The 15,651-nt window shown below is 65.3% G+C and carries 15 protein-coding genes; 5 read left to right on the top strand and 10 right to left on the bottom strand.

All coding sequences use genetic code 11. The annotated features are described in order from the left end of the window. Positions 1-36: 36 nt before the first annotated feature. Positions 37-789 carry a molybdopterin-synthase adenylyltransferase MoeB gene (locus W930_RS0111540; RefSeq protein ID WP_023597824.1) on the top strand — a complete coding sequence of 251 codons (753 nt, stop codon included), beginning with the start codon at positions 37-39 and terminating at the stop codon, positions 787-789. Positions 790-917: 128 nt separating this feature from the next. On the opposite strand, the gene ptsP is transcribed toward W930_RS0111540, so the two are convergent. The 9 genes from ptsP to W930_RS0111495 form a co-directional block, all read right to left on the bottom strand. Further along, a complete protein-coding gene (gene ptsP / locus W930_RS0111535) occupies positions 918-2,654 on the bottom strand; it encodes a phosphoenolpyruvate--protein phosphotransferase (protein ID WP_023597825.1) in 1,737 nt (578 codons plus the stop codon). Between the two features lie 229 nt (positions 2,655-2,883). Further along, on the bottom strand, positions 2,884-3,153 hold the full coding sequence (locus W930_RS0111530; RefSeq protein WP_023597826.1) for an HPr family phosphocarrier protein: 270 nt from the start codon (positions 3,151-3,153) through the stop codon (positions 2,884-2,886). A gap of 3 nt (positions 3,154-3,156) precedes the next feature. Beyond that, positions 3,157-3,570, bottom strand: a complete 414-nt coding sequence (locus W930_RS0111525; RefSeq protein ID WP_023597827.1) for a PTS sugar transporter subunit IIA — start codon at positions 3,568-3,570, stop codon at positions 3,157-3,159. A gap of 164 nt (positions 3,571-3,734) precedes the next feature. After that, complete coding sequence (gene gshB, locus W930_RS0111520) at positions 3,735-4,673, bottom strand: glutathione synthase (RefSeq protein WP_023872953.1); 939 nt, start codon at positions 4,671-4,673, stop codon at positions 3,735-3,737. Between the two features lie 77 nt (positions 4,674-4,750). Further along, the gene (locus W930_RS0111515) at positions 4,751-6,082 is read right to left on the bottom strand and encodes a hypothetical protein (RefSeq protein WP_145929419.1); all 1,332 of its coding nucleotides are present in this window, start codon (positions 6,080-6,082) and stop codon (positions 4,751-4,753) included. 441 nt (positions 6,083-6,523) lie between these two features. Further along, a complete protein-coding gene (gene gshA / locus W930_RS0111510) occupies positions 6,524-7,813 on the bottom strand; it encodes a glutamate--cysteine ligase (protein WP_023597830.1) in 1,290 nt (429 codons plus the stop codon). Positions 7,814-8,226: 413 nt separating this feature from the next. Further along, a complete protein-coding gene (gene amt, locus W930_RS0111505) occupies positions 8,227-9,762 on the bottom strand; it encodes an ammonium transporter (protein WP_023597831.1) in 1,536 nt (511 codons plus the stop codon). A 25-nt stretch (positions 9,763-9,787) separates the two neighbouring features. After that, a complete protein-coding gene (locus W930_RS0111500) occupies positions 9,788-10,126 on the bottom strand; it encodes a P-II family nitrogen regulator (protein ID WP_010804740.1) in 339 nt (112 codons plus the stop codon). A 13-nt stretch (positions 10,127-10,139) separates the two neighbouring features. Then, a complete protein-coding gene (locus tag W930_RS0111495) occupies positions 10,140-10,967 on the bottom strand; it encodes a TorF family putative porin (RefSeq protein ID WP_023872951.1) in 828 nt (275 codons plus the stop codon). A gap of 408 nt (positions 10,968-11,375) precedes the next feature. Between W930_RS0111495 and W930_RS0111490 the strand changes: the two genes are divergently transcribed. Both W930_RS0111490 and W930_RS0111485 read left to right on the top strand, forming a co-directional pair. Beyond that, a complete protein-coding gene (locus W930_RS0111490) occupies positions 11,376-11,624 on the top strand; it encodes an accessory factor UbiK family protein (RefSeq protein WP_024788671.1) in 249 nt (82 codons plus the stop codon). A 310-nt stretch (positions 11,625-11,934) separates the two neighbouring features. After that, complete coding sequence (locus tag W930_RS0111485) at positions 11,935-13,503, top strand: YifB family Mg chelatase-like AAA ATPase (protein WP_023872949.1); 1,569 nt, start codon at positions 11,935-11,937, stop codon at positions 13,501-13,503. A gap of 32 nt (positions 13,504-13,535) precedes the next feature. On the opposite strand, the gene W930_RS27110 is transcribed toward W930_RS0111485, so the two are convergent. After that, a complete protein-coding gene (locus W930_RS27110; RefSeq protein ID WP_023597835.1) occupies positions 13,536-14,075 on the bottom strand; it encodes a hypothetical protein in 540 nt (179 codons plus the stop codon). Positions 14,076-14,362: 287 nt separating this feature from the next. Here W930_RS27110 and W930_RS27105 point away from each other — a divergent pair, with 287 nt between their 5' ends. Further along, on the top strand, positions 14,363-15,040 hold the full coding sequence (locus W930_RS27105) for a hypothetical protein (RefSeq protein ID WP_023872947.1): 678 nt from the start codon (positions 14,363-14,365) through the stop codon (positions 15,038-15,040). Positions 15,041-15,103: 63 nt separating this feature from the next. After that, positions 15,104-15,628, top strand: a complete 525-nt coding sequence (locus tag W930_RS0111470) for a TlpA disulfide reductase family protein (protein WP_023597837.1) — start codon at positions 15,104-15,106, stop codon at positions 15,626-15,628. Positions 15,629-15,651 lie beyond the last annotated feature (23 nt).

The raw sequence follows: 15,651 nt of genomic DNA, 5'->3' as shown, positions 1-15,651 counted from the left end.
GGTTTTTTTATTCCTTTTCCGTATCCCCGTTTTGCAATGAACGACGATCAGTTGCTGCGCTACTCCCGCCATATTCTGCTCGACGAGCTCGGTATCGAGGGGCAGGAGCGCTTGCTCGCCGCCCACGCCGTGATCGTGGGCGCCGGCGGTCTCGGCTCGCCGGCCGCACTGTATCTGGCGGCATCGGGCGTCGGACGCATCACCTTGATCGACGACGACGAGGTCGATCTCACCAACCTGCAGCGCCAGATCCTTCACGACACGCAGAGTGTAGGGCGTCCCAAAGTGATTTCCGGGCGCGAACGTATCGCTCGGATCAATCCGGGGGTCGTGGTCGATGTGGTCAACGAACGCGTTGACGAAGCGCGGCTCACGGCGCTGGCCCGCGAGGCCAGCGTCGTCCTTGACGGCTCGGACAACTTCGCCACGCGCCATGCGGTGAACCGCGCCTGCGTGGCGGCAGGGGTGCCGCTGGTTTCGGGCGCCGCGTTGCGCTTCGACGGCCAGATCAGCGTATTCGACGTCCGCAATGACGCATCGCCCTGCTACGAGTGCATCTTTCCGGCTGACGAGCCGTTCCCGGAGCAGGCGTGCGCCACCATGGGCGTACTCGCGCCGCTCGTGGGCATCATCGGCAGCATGCAGGCCGCCGAAGCGATCAAGATCATCACGGGCATCGGCACGCCACTGGTCGGTCGCCTCCAGATGCTCGACGGACGCAGGATGAGCTGGCACACCATGCACTGCGCGCGCAATCCGGAATGCAAGGTCTGCGCGCAGCGTCACTGAAGGCCCCCGGCGCCCACGTGTCGGACCGACGCCAAAACGCGAGACTGAACGCAAAAAAAGCGGACACCCATTTACCGGGGTCCGCTTTTTTCATGCGTCCGTCGACGCTCGACGCAGGGCCGCCGTTGTCAGGCGATAGCCAGCCGCGCCAACGCGGCCTGCATTTCCTCGGGTTCGGTGGCGGCCAGCATTTCCTGCACGGGCCGTTCCAGATCCGGCAGGTGCGCCCGAAGGATCTCCTGCTTGACCTGAAGCAACTGGCTCGGATGCATGGAGAACTCCCGCAATCCCATTCCCAGCAGCAAGCGCGTTGCCGTCGGATCGCCCGCCATTTCGCCGCAAACCGCCACCGGCACGCCGAATGCGTGCGCCTCGCGAATCGTCATGGCAATCAGGCGCAGCACGGCTGGATGCAGCGGGTCGTACAGATGCGCCACGGCGTTGTCCGCGCGGTCGATTGCGAGCGTGTATTGGATCAGGTCGTTCGTGCCGATGGACAGGAAATCGAGCCGTTTCAGGAACATCGGCACGGTCAGTGCCGCCGCGGGCACCTCGATCATCGCGCCGAGCTTCACGCCGGGGTCATAGAGCAGGCCGGCGGCGTCGAGCTGCGACTTGGCCTCGCGCACGAGTTCGAGCGTTTGATCGATTTCCTGCGCATGCGCGAGCATCGGGAACAGAATCTGCACCTTGCCGAATGCCGAGGCCCGCAGGATCGCCCGCAGTTGCGTGAGGAACATGCGTGGCTCCGACAGGCTCCAGCGGATGGCCCGCAGGCCAAGCGCCGGGTTCGGTGCGGTCTCGTATGTCTCGTGACTGTCGAGCGGTTTGTCGGCCCCGACGTCGATGGTGCGGATCGTGAGCGGCAACCCATGCATCGCTTCCACGGCGCGCTTGTACGCTTCGAACTGCGCTTCCTCCTCCGGCGCTTCCTCCTCGTTCATGAAGAGGAACTCCGTGCGGAACAGTCCCACACCGACGGCGCCCGCCTCGACCGCCGTCTTGGCATCTTCGGGCAATTCGATGTTGGCCAGCAAGGCAATGGGCGTGCCGTCGATGGTCTGGGCGGGGGAGTGCTTCAACCGTTGCAGGCGACGCTCTTCCAGTGCGCGTTCGCTCTGTCGGTAGCTGTACTCTTCGAGCACGATCGGGGCCGGATCGACGATGACGACGCCGTTGTCACCATCGATGATGATCACGTCGTCCTGCTTGACGAGCAGACTGGCCTGCGCCACGCCAACGGCCGCCGGAATGCCCAGACTGCGGGCGACGATGGCCGTGTGCGACGTCTTGCCGCCCAGGTCCGTGACAAAGCCCTTGAAGGTCTGCGACTTGAATTGCAGCATGTCGGCCGGCGCGATGTCGCGGGCCACGACGATCATGTCGTCGCGCGGCGTCTCGGCGACCACATGTCGAATGCCGGGCGCGCCGGCGAGCGCCTTGAGCACCCGTTCCGTCACCTGTTCGATGTCGGCACGGCGCTCGCGCAGGTACTCGTCGTCGATGTCCTCGAAGCGTGCGACGAGGACCTCGAGTTGCGTCGTCAGCGCCCATTCCGCGTTGTAGCGTCGTTCACGAATGAGCTTGAGGACGGCGTCGGCCAGCAGCGTGTCGTTGAGAATCAGCGAGTGAACGTCGAGGAACGCGCCCATCTCGCCGGGTGCGTCGTCGGGCAGTTCGGCCTTGAGCGTGTCGAGTTCGTGCTGGACCGTCGCCTGCGCGCTGTGAAAGCGTGCAATTTCGTCGTCGATCTGCGAAGGATCGAGCAGATAATGCGGGACATCGAGCGTGGCGGGCGCGAGCAAATACGCTCGCCCGATGGCGATGCCGCGGGAAACGGGAATACCGTGCAGGGTGAAAGACAAGGAAGTCTCCCCAGTTCAGAGGCGGGTGATACGACCGTATTCTGTGTTTATTTTACGTTTCGGGGGCGTTTTGGGGGCATATCCGGCGCCTGTCTCGCGCGTGTTTTGCGCGTGGATCGAGCCCGTATCCCGGTAGGCGGCAACGGGGGCGACGTGTGCTTCCATGTCCCCGCGCGCGGCGGCGCGCCTGCAAAGCGCCGTGACTTACCGCGATCGCCGCAATGGCGTGTTATTCCCCTTCGCCGAACTTGTTCGCGATGAGCGCCAGGATTTCGTCCATGGCCTGCTGCTCGTCCTCGCCTTCCGTTTCGACTTCGATCGTCGAGCCGATCCCGGCCGCCAGCATCATGACACCCATGATGCTCTTTGCGTTGATTCGCCGACCGTTCCGGGTCAGCCAGACCTCACTCTGAAATTTCGCTGCCAGTTGCGTCAGCTTTGCGGATGCCCGGGCGTGCAAGCCCAATTTATTTACGATCGTCGTTTCTTGTCGAAGCATGTTTCAGTGTGACGTAGTGTGTGTGGCCGGCGCACCCGCGCCGACTTCCAGAATACCTTTAGATCCGCCCGAAAGCACCTTCTCCGCCAACGTGTCGAGCGGCACGGAGCGATAGCACACCGCCTTGATCAACATCGACAGGTTCACCCCGGCGAGCACGCGCACTTTGGGGCCGACAAGTTGCGCCGCCACGTTCGACGGCGTCGCGCCGAACAAGTCGGTCAGCACGAGCACACCATTCTCTTCGTGCAGGTCAACCAGACGTTCGCGCGCCGTTTCGACGAGCGCCGCCGTGTCCTGGTCGGGAACGACGTCGATCGCGCCGATGCGCGACGGGCAGCCCCCGTAGATATGCGAAACACACTCGCGCAGCGCGGAGGCGAGCGGTGCATGGGCAATGATCAGAATTCCAGCCATGATGCTAGGCACGCCATGCGCCGCGCGTGTTCGGGATACAAACACAACGACGGACGCGCGCCTGTCGATTTTGGGATTCCTATTTTAGCAGGCGCGCAAAAACCCCGAATTTTCATGGTCTTAGCGTCTACCCCAAGCGATGCCTGGCACGCTCCCGTCGAGCTTCAGACCGCCTGTTCCAGCGCGTCGATAAACATCTTCGGCACGTCGAAACCGGTCTGGTCGGTGATTTCCTGGAAGCACGTCGGACTCGTGACGTTGACTTCCGTCAGGTAATCGCCAATGACGTCCAGGCCCACGAGCAGCAGGCCGCGCTGCCAGAGCACCGGGGCGAGCGCCTCGGCGATCTCGCGGTCGCGCGCGGACAGGTCGCGCGCTTCGCCCAGTCCACCCGCAGCGAGATTGCCGCGCACTTCATTGCCTTGCGGGATACGCGCGAGCGAATGCGGCACGACCTTGCCACCGATGACAAGCACCCGCTTGTCGCCCAGCTTGATGTCCGGGATGAAGCGCTGCGCCATGACCGAGCGCGCCCCGTTTTCCCCGAGCATTTCGATAACCGATCCCAGGTTGCGTCCGTCCGGGCCGATGCGGAACACGCCCGTGCCGCCCATGCCGTCGAGCGGCTTGTAGATCACGTCGCCGTGCTCGGCGTGGAACGCCCGCAGTCGCGCTGCGTCGCGCGTGACCAGGGTCGGCGCCACGAACTGCCCGAACTCGGCAATGGCCAGTTTTTCGGAATGATCGCGGATCGCGCCGGGCTTGTTGAACACGCGCGCGCCCGCACGCTCGGCGATCTCCAGCAGCCACGTGGAATTGATGTATTCCATGTCGAACGGCGGATCCTTGCGCATGAGCACGGCGTCGAACTCCGTGAGTGCGGCCACGCGCGTGTCCACCACGTCGTACCAGACCTGCGCGTCGCCCGTCATGCGGATCTCGCGCACGCGCGCGTCGACGGAGGCGCCCTGCCATGCCATCTCATGGGGTTCGCACGCGAAGATACGGTGCCCGCGACGCGCGGCTTCGCGCATCATCGAGAACGTGGTGTCCTTGTAGATCTTGAACTGGTCGAGCGGGTCGGCGATAAAGAGAATCTGCATCGATCGGCGGGAGTCTTAGGGGGTTCGGATGCAAACACCGCGGCAAGCGGCGACAGGCAACTATTCTAGCCGAGCCGTCATTTTGCCGCTTCGCACCGGCATGCCGCCCCTGCCCGCCCCAACCCCGCCAGCAGCGGCGCGTCGCGCACCGGATCCAGCCGCGCTCGCATGAGCGACAGATGCGTCTTGAGCGTCTGCACGCCGATCGCACAGGCTTCGCGCGTCTGCGCGCGGGACTGGCCCGCGAGCAGTCGCATCGCGATCTCGCGTTGCACTGGCGTAAGCGCCGTGGCACGAAGGCGTTGCAACAATCGGATGGACGGCGGCACGGCAAGGTGCAGCGCGATGCGCACGCGCTCCGTGGCGCGCCCTCCCATCCCGCAAAGATGCGTGGCATGCAGATGCAGCGTGCCTCCGGGAACGAGCACCGCACGACTCGCCTGGCGGCCCGCCCCGGTCTCGATCGGCGGTTGCAGCATCAGGGCATTCGCGAGCGACCGGCAGACGTCCACCACGGCACAGGCATCGGGCCATGCGCCGCCGGGCGCGGGCCGCCAAACCCGGCGCATGAGGGCGAGCGCCGACGGGTCGGCCCACTCTGGCTGGTGTCGATGCCAGACGAGCGTGCCCGTGACATCGTCGTCAACGGCCCACCAAGCCGCCGGTCGCGAGGTCGACGGCATGGCCGGCGGAGCCGGCATGGGCGATGGGACAGATGAAAGCAACGGGAGGGCCGAGAAGGATGAGAGCGTCGCAGCGGACGAGGGCGACGAGGGCGATGAAGAAGACGGAAGCGGCGGGAAAAGTGGACGCCCGGGCGGCGCCGCGAACTCAGAGGCCGCTGCCTCGAATGTCGTCACGTCCCGCGCGTTGAAGCGCGGCTTCGACCGATGGCGGCCGACGAGCAGCCGGAGCGCGCCGATCGGCTTCGCAGACGGCGCGTCGAACATCGCGGCTGGCGGCGCCGCGACCGGCCGCACACAGACGTCGAGCAAGTCGCCGTCCGGCAAACAGCGGTCCAGCGCGGCGGGACGAGGCAGCGAGATCGCCTCCTGCGCCGCACCCTTGCCCCTGGCGCGTCGCGCATGGGCGCGCAGCAGGCGGTCGCGCGAGGGCGAGCGGGGCCATATGGCGGCGGCCGGCATGGCGGGCCCACCGCTCACCGCCATTTGCTCGCACGCCAGAAGCGAAGTCTGCGGGGCATACCATTCGGTGACACCGCTCGCCTGCGCAAACGTCGAATCTTCTGCCGCGTCGACCTCCCCCCCTTCACACCATAGCGCCACCACCCCGTCGGCCGCCAGCCCGGTGCGCAAGGTCTCCAACCATAGCGACAGGTAACCGAGGGTGGGCACCGGCAATTGGTGGATTTGACGAAGGCACGCCCGCAACTCGCCATGCATTCCCATGTAGCTCCCCGCCAGTCCCAAGGAAATTTCTTAATCCGCTGTGTCACGAACCGCCATCCCCCATTCGGGGGATGTCCGGTTTGCCGAACCGTCGCATCATCCACTTACTGCTGACACGAACCGTAAGGCGGACCGGAAAAGTACACGATCCGTCAGACGAGGGGGAACGCAGGAAAACCAGTTTGCGGGGGGACTCGCTCAGGGAAGCCCCGATTTCCGGCCGTTGCATGAGGCGGCCGGTAAATGTGACGCCCGGCTAGTCGGGGGGCCAGCCGGGCGTCTTTTTCTTTGCGCCGACCTGCACCGGACGCGCGCGAAGCCACCGCCGCGCGGATTCGGCTTCATAACGAATTCAGAATCTTCTCAAGCAGACGCAGAGGCCGATAGTGCGCGAGTCGATGTCACTCGCTCACTCGTCTCTCATTCGTTGACCGTTCGTCGTCAATACGTTTCCGGGTCCGGGTCCGTGCGCTCGAGTTCGACGGAGGCGGCCAGGAGCGCCAGACGCGCCACCACCCCGTACATGTAGAACCGGTTGGGCGGCGCGGCGCCCGGCTTGGCGTGGACATCCGGCAAGGCGGTGTGTTCGAACGCCAGCGGAACGAAGTGCATGCCGGGGGCGTTCAGATTCTCGTCGGTGCCGCGTCCCGTATGCACGCGATAGAACCCGCCCACCACGTACCGGTCGATCATGTATACGACCGGTTCGGCTACCGCCTCATTGATGCGCTCGAACGTGTACACCCCCTCCTGCACGATCACGTCGTGCACTTCGAGGCCTTCCTTGACCACGCTCATCTTGGTGCGTTCGCGCCGGTTCAGGCTTTTGATCTCCGCGGCGTCGTGCACCATCATCACGCCCATGCCGTAGGTGCCGGCATCGGCCTTGATCACGACGAACGGCTTCTCCGTGATGCCGTACTCGCGATACTTCTTGTTGATCTTCTTGAGCACCGCGTCGACGGTGTCCGCCAGTTTCTCCTCCCCGACGCGTTCGTCGAAGTCGATGCCCTCGCACTTCGCGAAGTACGGATTGAGCATCCACTGGTCGACGTCGATCATCTTGGCGAACTTCTTGACGATGTCGTCATAGGCAGAGAAGTGCTGGCTCTTGCGGCGCACGGCCCATCCCGCGTGCAGCGGCGGCAACAGGTATTGCTCGTGCAGGCCTTCCAGAATCGGCGGAATGCCCGCCGACAGGTCGTTGTTGAGCAGGATCGAGCACGGATCGAAGTTCTTGAGCCCCAGCCGGCGCGGCGTGCGCTCGAGCGGTTCGATCACCACGTGCTGGCCGTCGGGCAACTCGATGGTCGTCGGTTCGCTGATGTCGTCCGAGAGCGAGCCCAGCCGCACGTTCAGTCCGGCATGACGCATGATCGTCGACAGGCGCGCGATGTTTTGCAGGTAGAACGAGTTGCGCGTGTGCCGCTCGGGGATAAGGAGCAGATTCTTCGCGTCGGGGCAGATCTTCTCGATGGCGGCCATGGCGGCCTGCACGGCAAGGGGAAGCACTTCCGGCGCGAGATTGTTGAAGCCGCCCGGAAAGAGGTTGGTGTCGACGGGGGCAAGCTTGAAGCCGGCATTTCGCAGATCGACCGAACAATAGAACGGCGGCGTATGTTCCTGCCACTCGAGCCGGAACCAGCGCTCGATGGCGGGCGTCGCATCGAGGATCTTCTTTTCCAGGTCGAGCAGGGGGCCTTTCAGGGCCGTGACGAGATGCGGAACCATGCTTCTCTCATATCCAGATGGAATATCGATTGTAGAGCATACGCCCGGCCCCTTTGCCGTTCGCCATGCCCCCGGAAGGGGCTCCGCGCCGGGCGGCGGTCCAGGCGACGCCTGCCGTCAGGCCCGGGCGTGGTGCGATCGAGTGGGGTGGCGCAATGCCGCGATGAGCGAAGGTGGGGGCAAAACCGCGGATCACAAGCGGGACACGCCTGCGCGCCGCCACGACGCCACGACGCCACGACGCCACGCCGCCACGACGGCGCCGCGTCGCGCCGAACGGGATCGAAAAAAAAGCGGGCACCCGCTGGGGTGCCCGCACAATGCCGGGACCGGCTGTCCGACCGGTACACCGGCGACGCTTCTCGCTCAACCCGCGTGGGTCAAAGCCAAACGCCTCTCAGCAATGCCTGCGATCAGTTGTGATAGGCCGATTCGCCGTGCGACGTGATATCCAGACCCTCGCGCTCCTCGTCCTCCGGCACGCGCAGTCCCAGCACGATGTCGGCGATCTTGAAGGCGATGAACGCCACCACCCCCGACCACACGAGCGTGGTCACCACGCCCTGGAACTGAATCCAGACCTGACCGGCGATCGAATAGTCCGGCGCGACCTTGTTGGCAACGTAGTCGTAGATACCCGTGCCGCCAAGCGACGGCGCAGCGAACACGCCCGTCAGAATCGCCCCGAGCATGCCGCCCACGCCGTGCACGCCGAACACGTCGAGCGCGTCGTCCGCCTTGAGCAGGCGCTTCAGGCCATTCACGCCCCACAGGCAGACCACACCGGCAATCAGGCCGAGCACGATCGAGCCCATCGGACCGACAAAGCCGGCCGCCGGAGTCACTGCCACCAGGCCGGCCACCGCACCCGAGGCGCCGCCGAGCATCGACGGCTTGCCCTTGCCGATCCACTCACCCGCCGTCCACGACAGCGTAGCGGCGGCCGTGGCGAGCAGCGTGTTCACGAAAGCGAGCGCCGCGCCGCCGTTGGCTTCCAGACCCGACCCGGCGTTGAAACCGAACCAGCCGAACCAGAGCAGCGATGCGCCGATCATCGTCATGGTGAGCGAGTGCGGCTTGAAGGCTTCCTTGCCGAAGCCCACGCGCTTGCCGACCATGTACGAGCCGACCAGACCCGCGATGGCCGCGTTGATGTGCACCACCGTGCCGCCCGCGTAATCGAGCGCGCCCTTCTGGAACAGCCAGCCGGCGTGTGCCGTGGCGGCGTCCGCGGCGGCGGCATCGGTGTACGCGTCAGGACCGGCCCAGAACCAGACCATGTGCGCCATCGGCAGGTACGAGAACGTGAACCAGATCACGGTGAAGAGCAGCACGGCCGAGAACTTGGCACGCTCGGCGAAGGCGCCGACGATCAGCGCGCAGGTAATGGCGGCAAACGCTGCCTGGAAGGCCATGTAGGCGTACTCCGGCACGTTGACGCCCTTGCTGAAGGTCGCGGCCACCGAATCCGGCGTCATGCCCTTCAGGAACAGGCGGTCGAAGCCCCCGAAGAACGCCCCGCCCTCGGTAAAGGCAATGCTGTATCCGTAGATGGACCAGAGCACCACGATCAACGCGAAGATGATGAAGCACTGCATCAGCACCGAGAGCATGTTCTTCGAGCGCACGAGACCGCCGTAGAACAGGCCCAGGCCAGGCAACGTCATGAGAATGACGAGCGCGGTGCAGGTGAGCAGCCACGCGGTGTCGCCCTTGTTGGGCGGCACGGGCGTCGCTGCGGCGGCGGGCGCGGGTGCGGCCGCCTGGGCTGCCGGGGCGGCGGATGCCGCAGGTGCTGCCGCGGCGGCGGCCGCGGGTGCGGCAGCTTCCGAGGCGGCGGCGGGAGCCGACGCATCCTGTGCGAATGCGGCGCCGGAACCCAGTCCGACAGCACCCGTCACGCCCAGGAAGGCGGCGGCGAGCAAGAGTTTGGCAAACAGTTTTTTCATGATGGATGTCTCTTATGTAGGACCTTTACAGCGCGTCTTCGCCGGTCTCTCCCGTACGGATTCGGACCACATGCTCAACGTTCGACACAAAAATCTTGCCGTCGCCGATCTTGCCGGTGCGGGCCGCCTGCTCGATGGCGTCGATCGCCTGATCGAGCAGCGCGTCGCCGATGACCGCCTCGATCTTCACCTTCGGCAGGAAGTCGACGACGTATTCCGCACCCCGATACAACTCGGTGTGCCCCTTTTGGCGACCGAAGCCCTTGACTTCGGTCACCGTAATGCCTGCCACACCGATGTTCGAGAGGGCTTCACGCACCTCGTCGAGCTTGAAGGGTTTCACAATGGCGGTAATCAGCTTCATGATGAGTCGCTCCTTAGAATGTCTTTGACAACCCTACGACGACCGTCGCCTTGGAGAGTACCTTGCCCGAGTTCCCGGCCGTGTAGTACTTCTCGTCTGCGTTCGTATCGATGTAGGCGACCGACACGGTGAAGTTCTTGCCAAGATCCTTCTGCAGGCCGATCTTCCAGTCGGTGTAGCTTGCCGCACTGAAGTTGTGCACCCATTGGTGACCCACGTGACCCACGGCGGACAAGCCCCAGAAGCCGATGTCGTAGGTGCCCGTCAGGTCGAGGTAGCCGCTGTTGGTCGTGTCCTGGCCGTCCGGACTCACCAGGCCGAACAGGCGGGTCAGCGAGTGCGAATACTTCAGCGTGATGGTTTTCCAGCCCACGGCGGCATACAGTTCGAAGGTATGCGGACGCGGGAAATAGGCGCCGGACGGATAGCTGCCCGGGTAGTAGTACTGCAGGCCACCGAAGTCGATGGTCCAGTCCGGAACGATTTCCTTCTTCCAGCCGCCGTAGAAGTCCATTTCGATGGGCGCGCTCACCGCGGAATTTCCGTCCGAAATCCAGCTGATGTTCGATGCCCATACGCCGGCGTAGAGGCCGGACTCATGCGCGAGGTCGAAGCCGCCCTGGACCGCCGGACGCTTCGCCGTTTGCGAGATGCCACGGAAACGGTAGTCCGAGAACAACCCGATGTTGGCGGTCACGGTGAACGGTTCAGCCGCAGCTGCGGCGGCCGGCGCCGCACCGGCGGCGGACGCGTCGCCGCTTGCCTGCGCGAAAGCGCCCGTGGATCCCGCCATCGCCCCGAAGAACACAACGCCAGCCATCGCAGTCGACACTTTTTTCATCACTTTCCCCTAAGTTGAGTATTGAAGTCTTGGTACAGCGTGCGGCAGGTTCCGGATTGGGTAGAGCAACTCCCGTGCCAGATCCGTCGTCTGCGTTTGCTGCGACGCGCAAGATACGAATTTCGGGATAAAAAAAGGGCAAAATTGCAGTGCCGTCCGCACGGCGAAGCGCACTTTGGCCATGTCGTCACCTGCCGCAACCCCGCGCGGGGTATCGTGTCGAACCCTTGCCGGGCAACGATCGGACGCCTCAGCTGCGTTGGCTGGCCGCGATAAACGGTGTTAGAGTTGCGCCAGCGTTATGGACCGTCTCCGATGCACCACCTTGCACCGGTCAGACCGGCACGACGCAGCACACTGACGGTGCAGGCACCACGTTGGTGCGAACAAATGGAGAGAGGAAGGCTTATGAAACCGAACGAGATCCTGCAAGACATGCAAGCCAAGGTGAGCGACCTGCTCAGGCAATCGCCCGCGAAGGATATCGAGCGCAACGTCAAAAGCCTTCTCAATCAGGGCTTCAACCGTCTCGATCTGGTGACTCGGGAGGAGTTCGACGTTCAGGCGCAGGTGCTCGCGCGCACGCGCGAGAAACTCGAAGCGCTCGAGAAGCGCGTGGCCGAACTCGAAAGCCTGCGCGGCGAAGCGCAGGACTGACGACCCGAAACGGGGCGCTGCGGCGCCCCTTGTCGTTTCTGGCCCGGCGCCAAGGCGTCGGCCAGCGGTTTGCGCGTCCCTGCCTCTGCCTCTGCTCCCGCCGGGTGCCCCCCCGGACATTCGCCGAAATTGCGCCTCGACGGTCGGAATCGTCCTAGGTTCGACACTGACGCTTCCGACACCCCCGCACCCCTTCTCCGAAAACCGCCCCCCAGGCCACATTTGCGCGGTGCGGCCATTGCGCCCGCCGCGCTCCGGGCCGACGATCGATGCTCAGGCGATGCTTCGCAACGTTCGAAGGGGGGAAGGCATGACATTGGCCATCGTGAGCAGCCGGGCGATTACGGGCATGGCAGCGCGCCCGGTGACGGTCGAAGTCCATCTTGCGAACGGGCTCCCTGGCCTGTCGCTGGTGGGTCTGCCCGACACCGAAGTCAAGGAAAGCCGGGAGCGGGTACGCTCGGCATTGCAGAACAGCCGGTTCGAATTTCCGACGCGGCGCATCACGGTCAATCTGGCGCCCGCTGACCTGCCGAAGGCATCCGGTTGTTTCGACCTGCCGATTGCGCTCGGCATTCTCGCGGCCAGTGGCCAGTTGCCCGAGGCGGGACTGCGGACGCACGAGTTCGCGGGCGAATTGTCGCTCACGGGCGAGCTGCGCCGCGTGCGTGGGGGGCTCGCCATGGCGGGCGCCATCGCCGCCGAGGCGTCGACGCGCGCGCTGGTGCTTCCCGTGGACAGCGCTCAGGAGGCGGCCCTGGTCGAAGACGCCACCGTCTTCGGCGCACGCACGTTGCTCGATGTCTGTGCGCATCTTGCCGAACCCGACGTTGCGACGCCGTTGCCGCGTGCCACCGTGCCGGGTGGGTCGATGCGGCAGGACGGCGCAGCGTTGTCGCCCTGCACCGGCGAGCGGCCGATCCCCACGGATCCGGTGGCCGATGCGCCCGATCTGTCGGACATCAAGGGGCAGGCCCCGGCTAAACGGGCACTGGAAGTGGCGGCCGCGGGCGGACATCACATTCTCTTCTATGGGCCGCCGGGCACGGGCAAGTCGATGCTGGCGACGCGGCTCGCCGGTCTGCTTCCCGCGTTAAGCAAGGCACATGCCGTGGAATCCGCCACGCTCGCGAGCCTCAGCGCGCAGGGGTTCGACTTGCGCCACTGGGGACGCCGCCCCGTTCGCACCCCGCATCACACGGCATCGGCTGCCGCACTCGTGGGCGGCGGCAGCACGCCGCGCCCTGGCGAAATCAGCCTGGCCCATCGCGGGGTGCTCTTTCTCGACGAATTGCCCGAATTCCAGCGGCGTGTGCTCGAAGTTCTGCGCGAACCACTCGAGCAGGGGCATGTGACCATCTCCCGTGCCGGCGGACATGCCACGTTCCCCGCCGCGTTCCAGTTGGTCGCCGCAATGAACCCGTGTCCCTGCGGCGATCTGGGGCACCCGTCGCGACGCTGTCGCTGCACGGCCGACGCGGTGGCGCGCTACCGCAACCGGCTCTCAGGGCCGCTGCTCGATCGCATCGACCTGCACGTGGAAGTGCCGGCGCTGAGCGCCGAGACGTTCGCCGCCCAGGCCGACGGCGAGCGGAGTGAGGTTGTCGCATCGCGCGTCAGGCAGGCGCGGGAGTGGCAGTTGTCGCGTCAGGGGCAATTGAACTGCGCGCTGTCCGGACGGGCCCTGGAGATGCAATGCGCATTGTCGCGCGACGCCGAAGCGGTCCTGCATCGGGCCGTGGCGCAGCACCACTGGTCGGCTCGCACCTATCATCGCGTGCTGCGTGTGGCGCGCACCGTCGCGGATCTTGCGCAATGCCAAGCCATCGATGCCCATCACGTCGCCGAAGCTGTGCAATATCGAGAGGCCCCCAGTTGACCGCATGACGACACGGCGGCGACCGGACGGCGTCACTCCAGAGTGAACGAGTCGAGAAATTGGTCGACCTGGTCCTGTGTGGGCGCTTTCGTCGCGAGGACCACGACCTGATAGACGTGATTGCCGCGCCCGACAAACCGGGCGGCGACGTAGCGCGGTGTCTTGTCGCTTGCCACGCCCTGCGCGGCGACGGCCAGTCCGGGCACGGCCGGCGCGTCGCCCGCCTGGCGCACCATCACCTGCGCCGGTTTGGCCGCGGCTTCGTTGACGTTAGCGAGCAATCCTTGCTGCAATTCGGCAAGCACCGTCTGTCGCAACGTGGCGTCGTCGGACGGCAATGTCACCACGCCCACGGCGAACAAGGCGGCGTCCACACGGGCGGCCTGCATGCGCATGGGCAACGCACCCGATGCGAATTTGACTTCGCGGGCGTCCTGCGTCGGCTTGGCGGGATACGTCACGGCATAGCCGCCGTCCGTGTCGTGCACCTCACGCCAGTCGTAGCGAGGGGAACAGGCGGCGAGTACCACCGCTGAGGCGAGCATCACGCAGACACGGACAACACGGTTCATGGACGGGAGACTTTCGAAGGACCGGGAAACGGCCATTATCCGTCATGTCGCGTCACTATCGCGCCTTGAGGCGCTCACGCATACACACCGTTCCCGGTATCATCGGCGACATGAAAAACGCATTCGCTCCCGCTCGCCCCGTCCCCGGGACCACGCGGACGCCATGGCCTCGATACGCCGTTCCGGCCTCACGCGCCCCACGTGCGGCCGATGCAACCCATACGGCCCATGAGGACCATGAGGCCCATACGGCCCGTGCGGGCCTTGCCGCACGCACCGGGCGTCTGATGCCGGCCGTCACCCTGGCGGCGAAGGCACTCGCGGTGCTGTCGATGCTCGGCGGTGTCCCGGGTGCGGCAAACGCCGCCTCCACTCCCGGCGACGACCTGCGTTCGGTCACGTCCGGGCGAGAATCGGCGCAGCTGGGCGGCGTGACGTTTCCGCGCGCAGTCTCGTCGTCTTCCGCTTCGACTGCTTCGACTGCTTCGCCCGCGTCGCCCCTTTCGCGCGACGTCAAAGCGCCCGCGCGCGAGTCCGCCGCTGTGCCGCTGGCGACGGACTTCGCCGCACACGCACAACGTGCCAAGTCACTCGACGTGCCGCTGATCGTGCTGGTGTCGCTGCGCGACTGCGTCTACTGCGGGCCCATCCGCCAACGTGAGCTCGCGCCGCTGGTGCGCAGCGGCAAGTACGAAGTGCGCGAGATCGGCATGGACAGCACGGCGGCGGTGCGCGACTTCGATGGCTCGACCACCACCGGTATTGCCTGGGCGCGCGCGCACGGGGCCAAGGTGTCGCCGACGGTTTTGTTCCTCGATACGAACGGACGGCCCGTTGCCGAGCCTTTGATCGGCGCTGGCCTGCCCGATTTCTACGGCGCCTACCTCGACGACGCCATCGCGCGCGGCCGAGCCCGCCTTCACGGGGGAAATGGGTATTCCGGCGCTGCTACGCGTCGAGATTGATCCCAGAGAATCAGAGTAGAATCGACGTCACCCAATGAACAACCTCATCCCAACGGCTGTGTCATGAGCACCTCGACCTCCCGCAAGTCTCCGCTTGGCAAGATCGTCGCTGTGGCGATCGTCGCCGTCGTCGCGATTGCCGCCTACTTCACGTTCGCCGGTCAGAAGCGCGCCCCGGACGCCACCTTCACGCTGCTCTCGGGCCAGAAGCTCGGCACCGAGCAACTCAAGGGCAAGGTCTACCTCGTCAATTTCTGGGCGACGAGCTGCACGACCTGCATGAAGGAAATGCCCACGATGGTGCAGACGTACGAGAAGTACAAGGGCCGGGGTCTGGAGTTCGTGGCGGTGGCCATGAGTTACGACCCGCCGATGTATGTGGTGAATTACGCGCAATCGCGTCAGTTGCCGTTCAAGGTCGCCATGGACTCGGACGGCAGCGTGGCAAAGCAGTACGGGAACGTACAGCTCACGCCCACGACCTTCGTGGTGGACCGTGACGGCAAGGTGCTCAAGCAGTACGTTGGCGAGCCGGAATACGCGGAACTCGACAAGCTTATCGAGAAGGCGCTGGCCAAACAGGCCTGACGCCCCGCGCACGGTCAGGTCAC

The organism is Pandoraea sp. E26 (assembly GCF_000681415.1).
In the GTDB taxonomy this organism is placed as follows: domain Bacteria; phylum Pseudomonadota; class Gammaproteobacteria; order Burkholderiales; family Burkholderiaceae; genus Pandoraea; species Pandoraea pnomenusa.
Note: the sequence above shows the minus strand (reverse complement) of the source record. Positions and strands in the feature narration are given on the sequence as shown.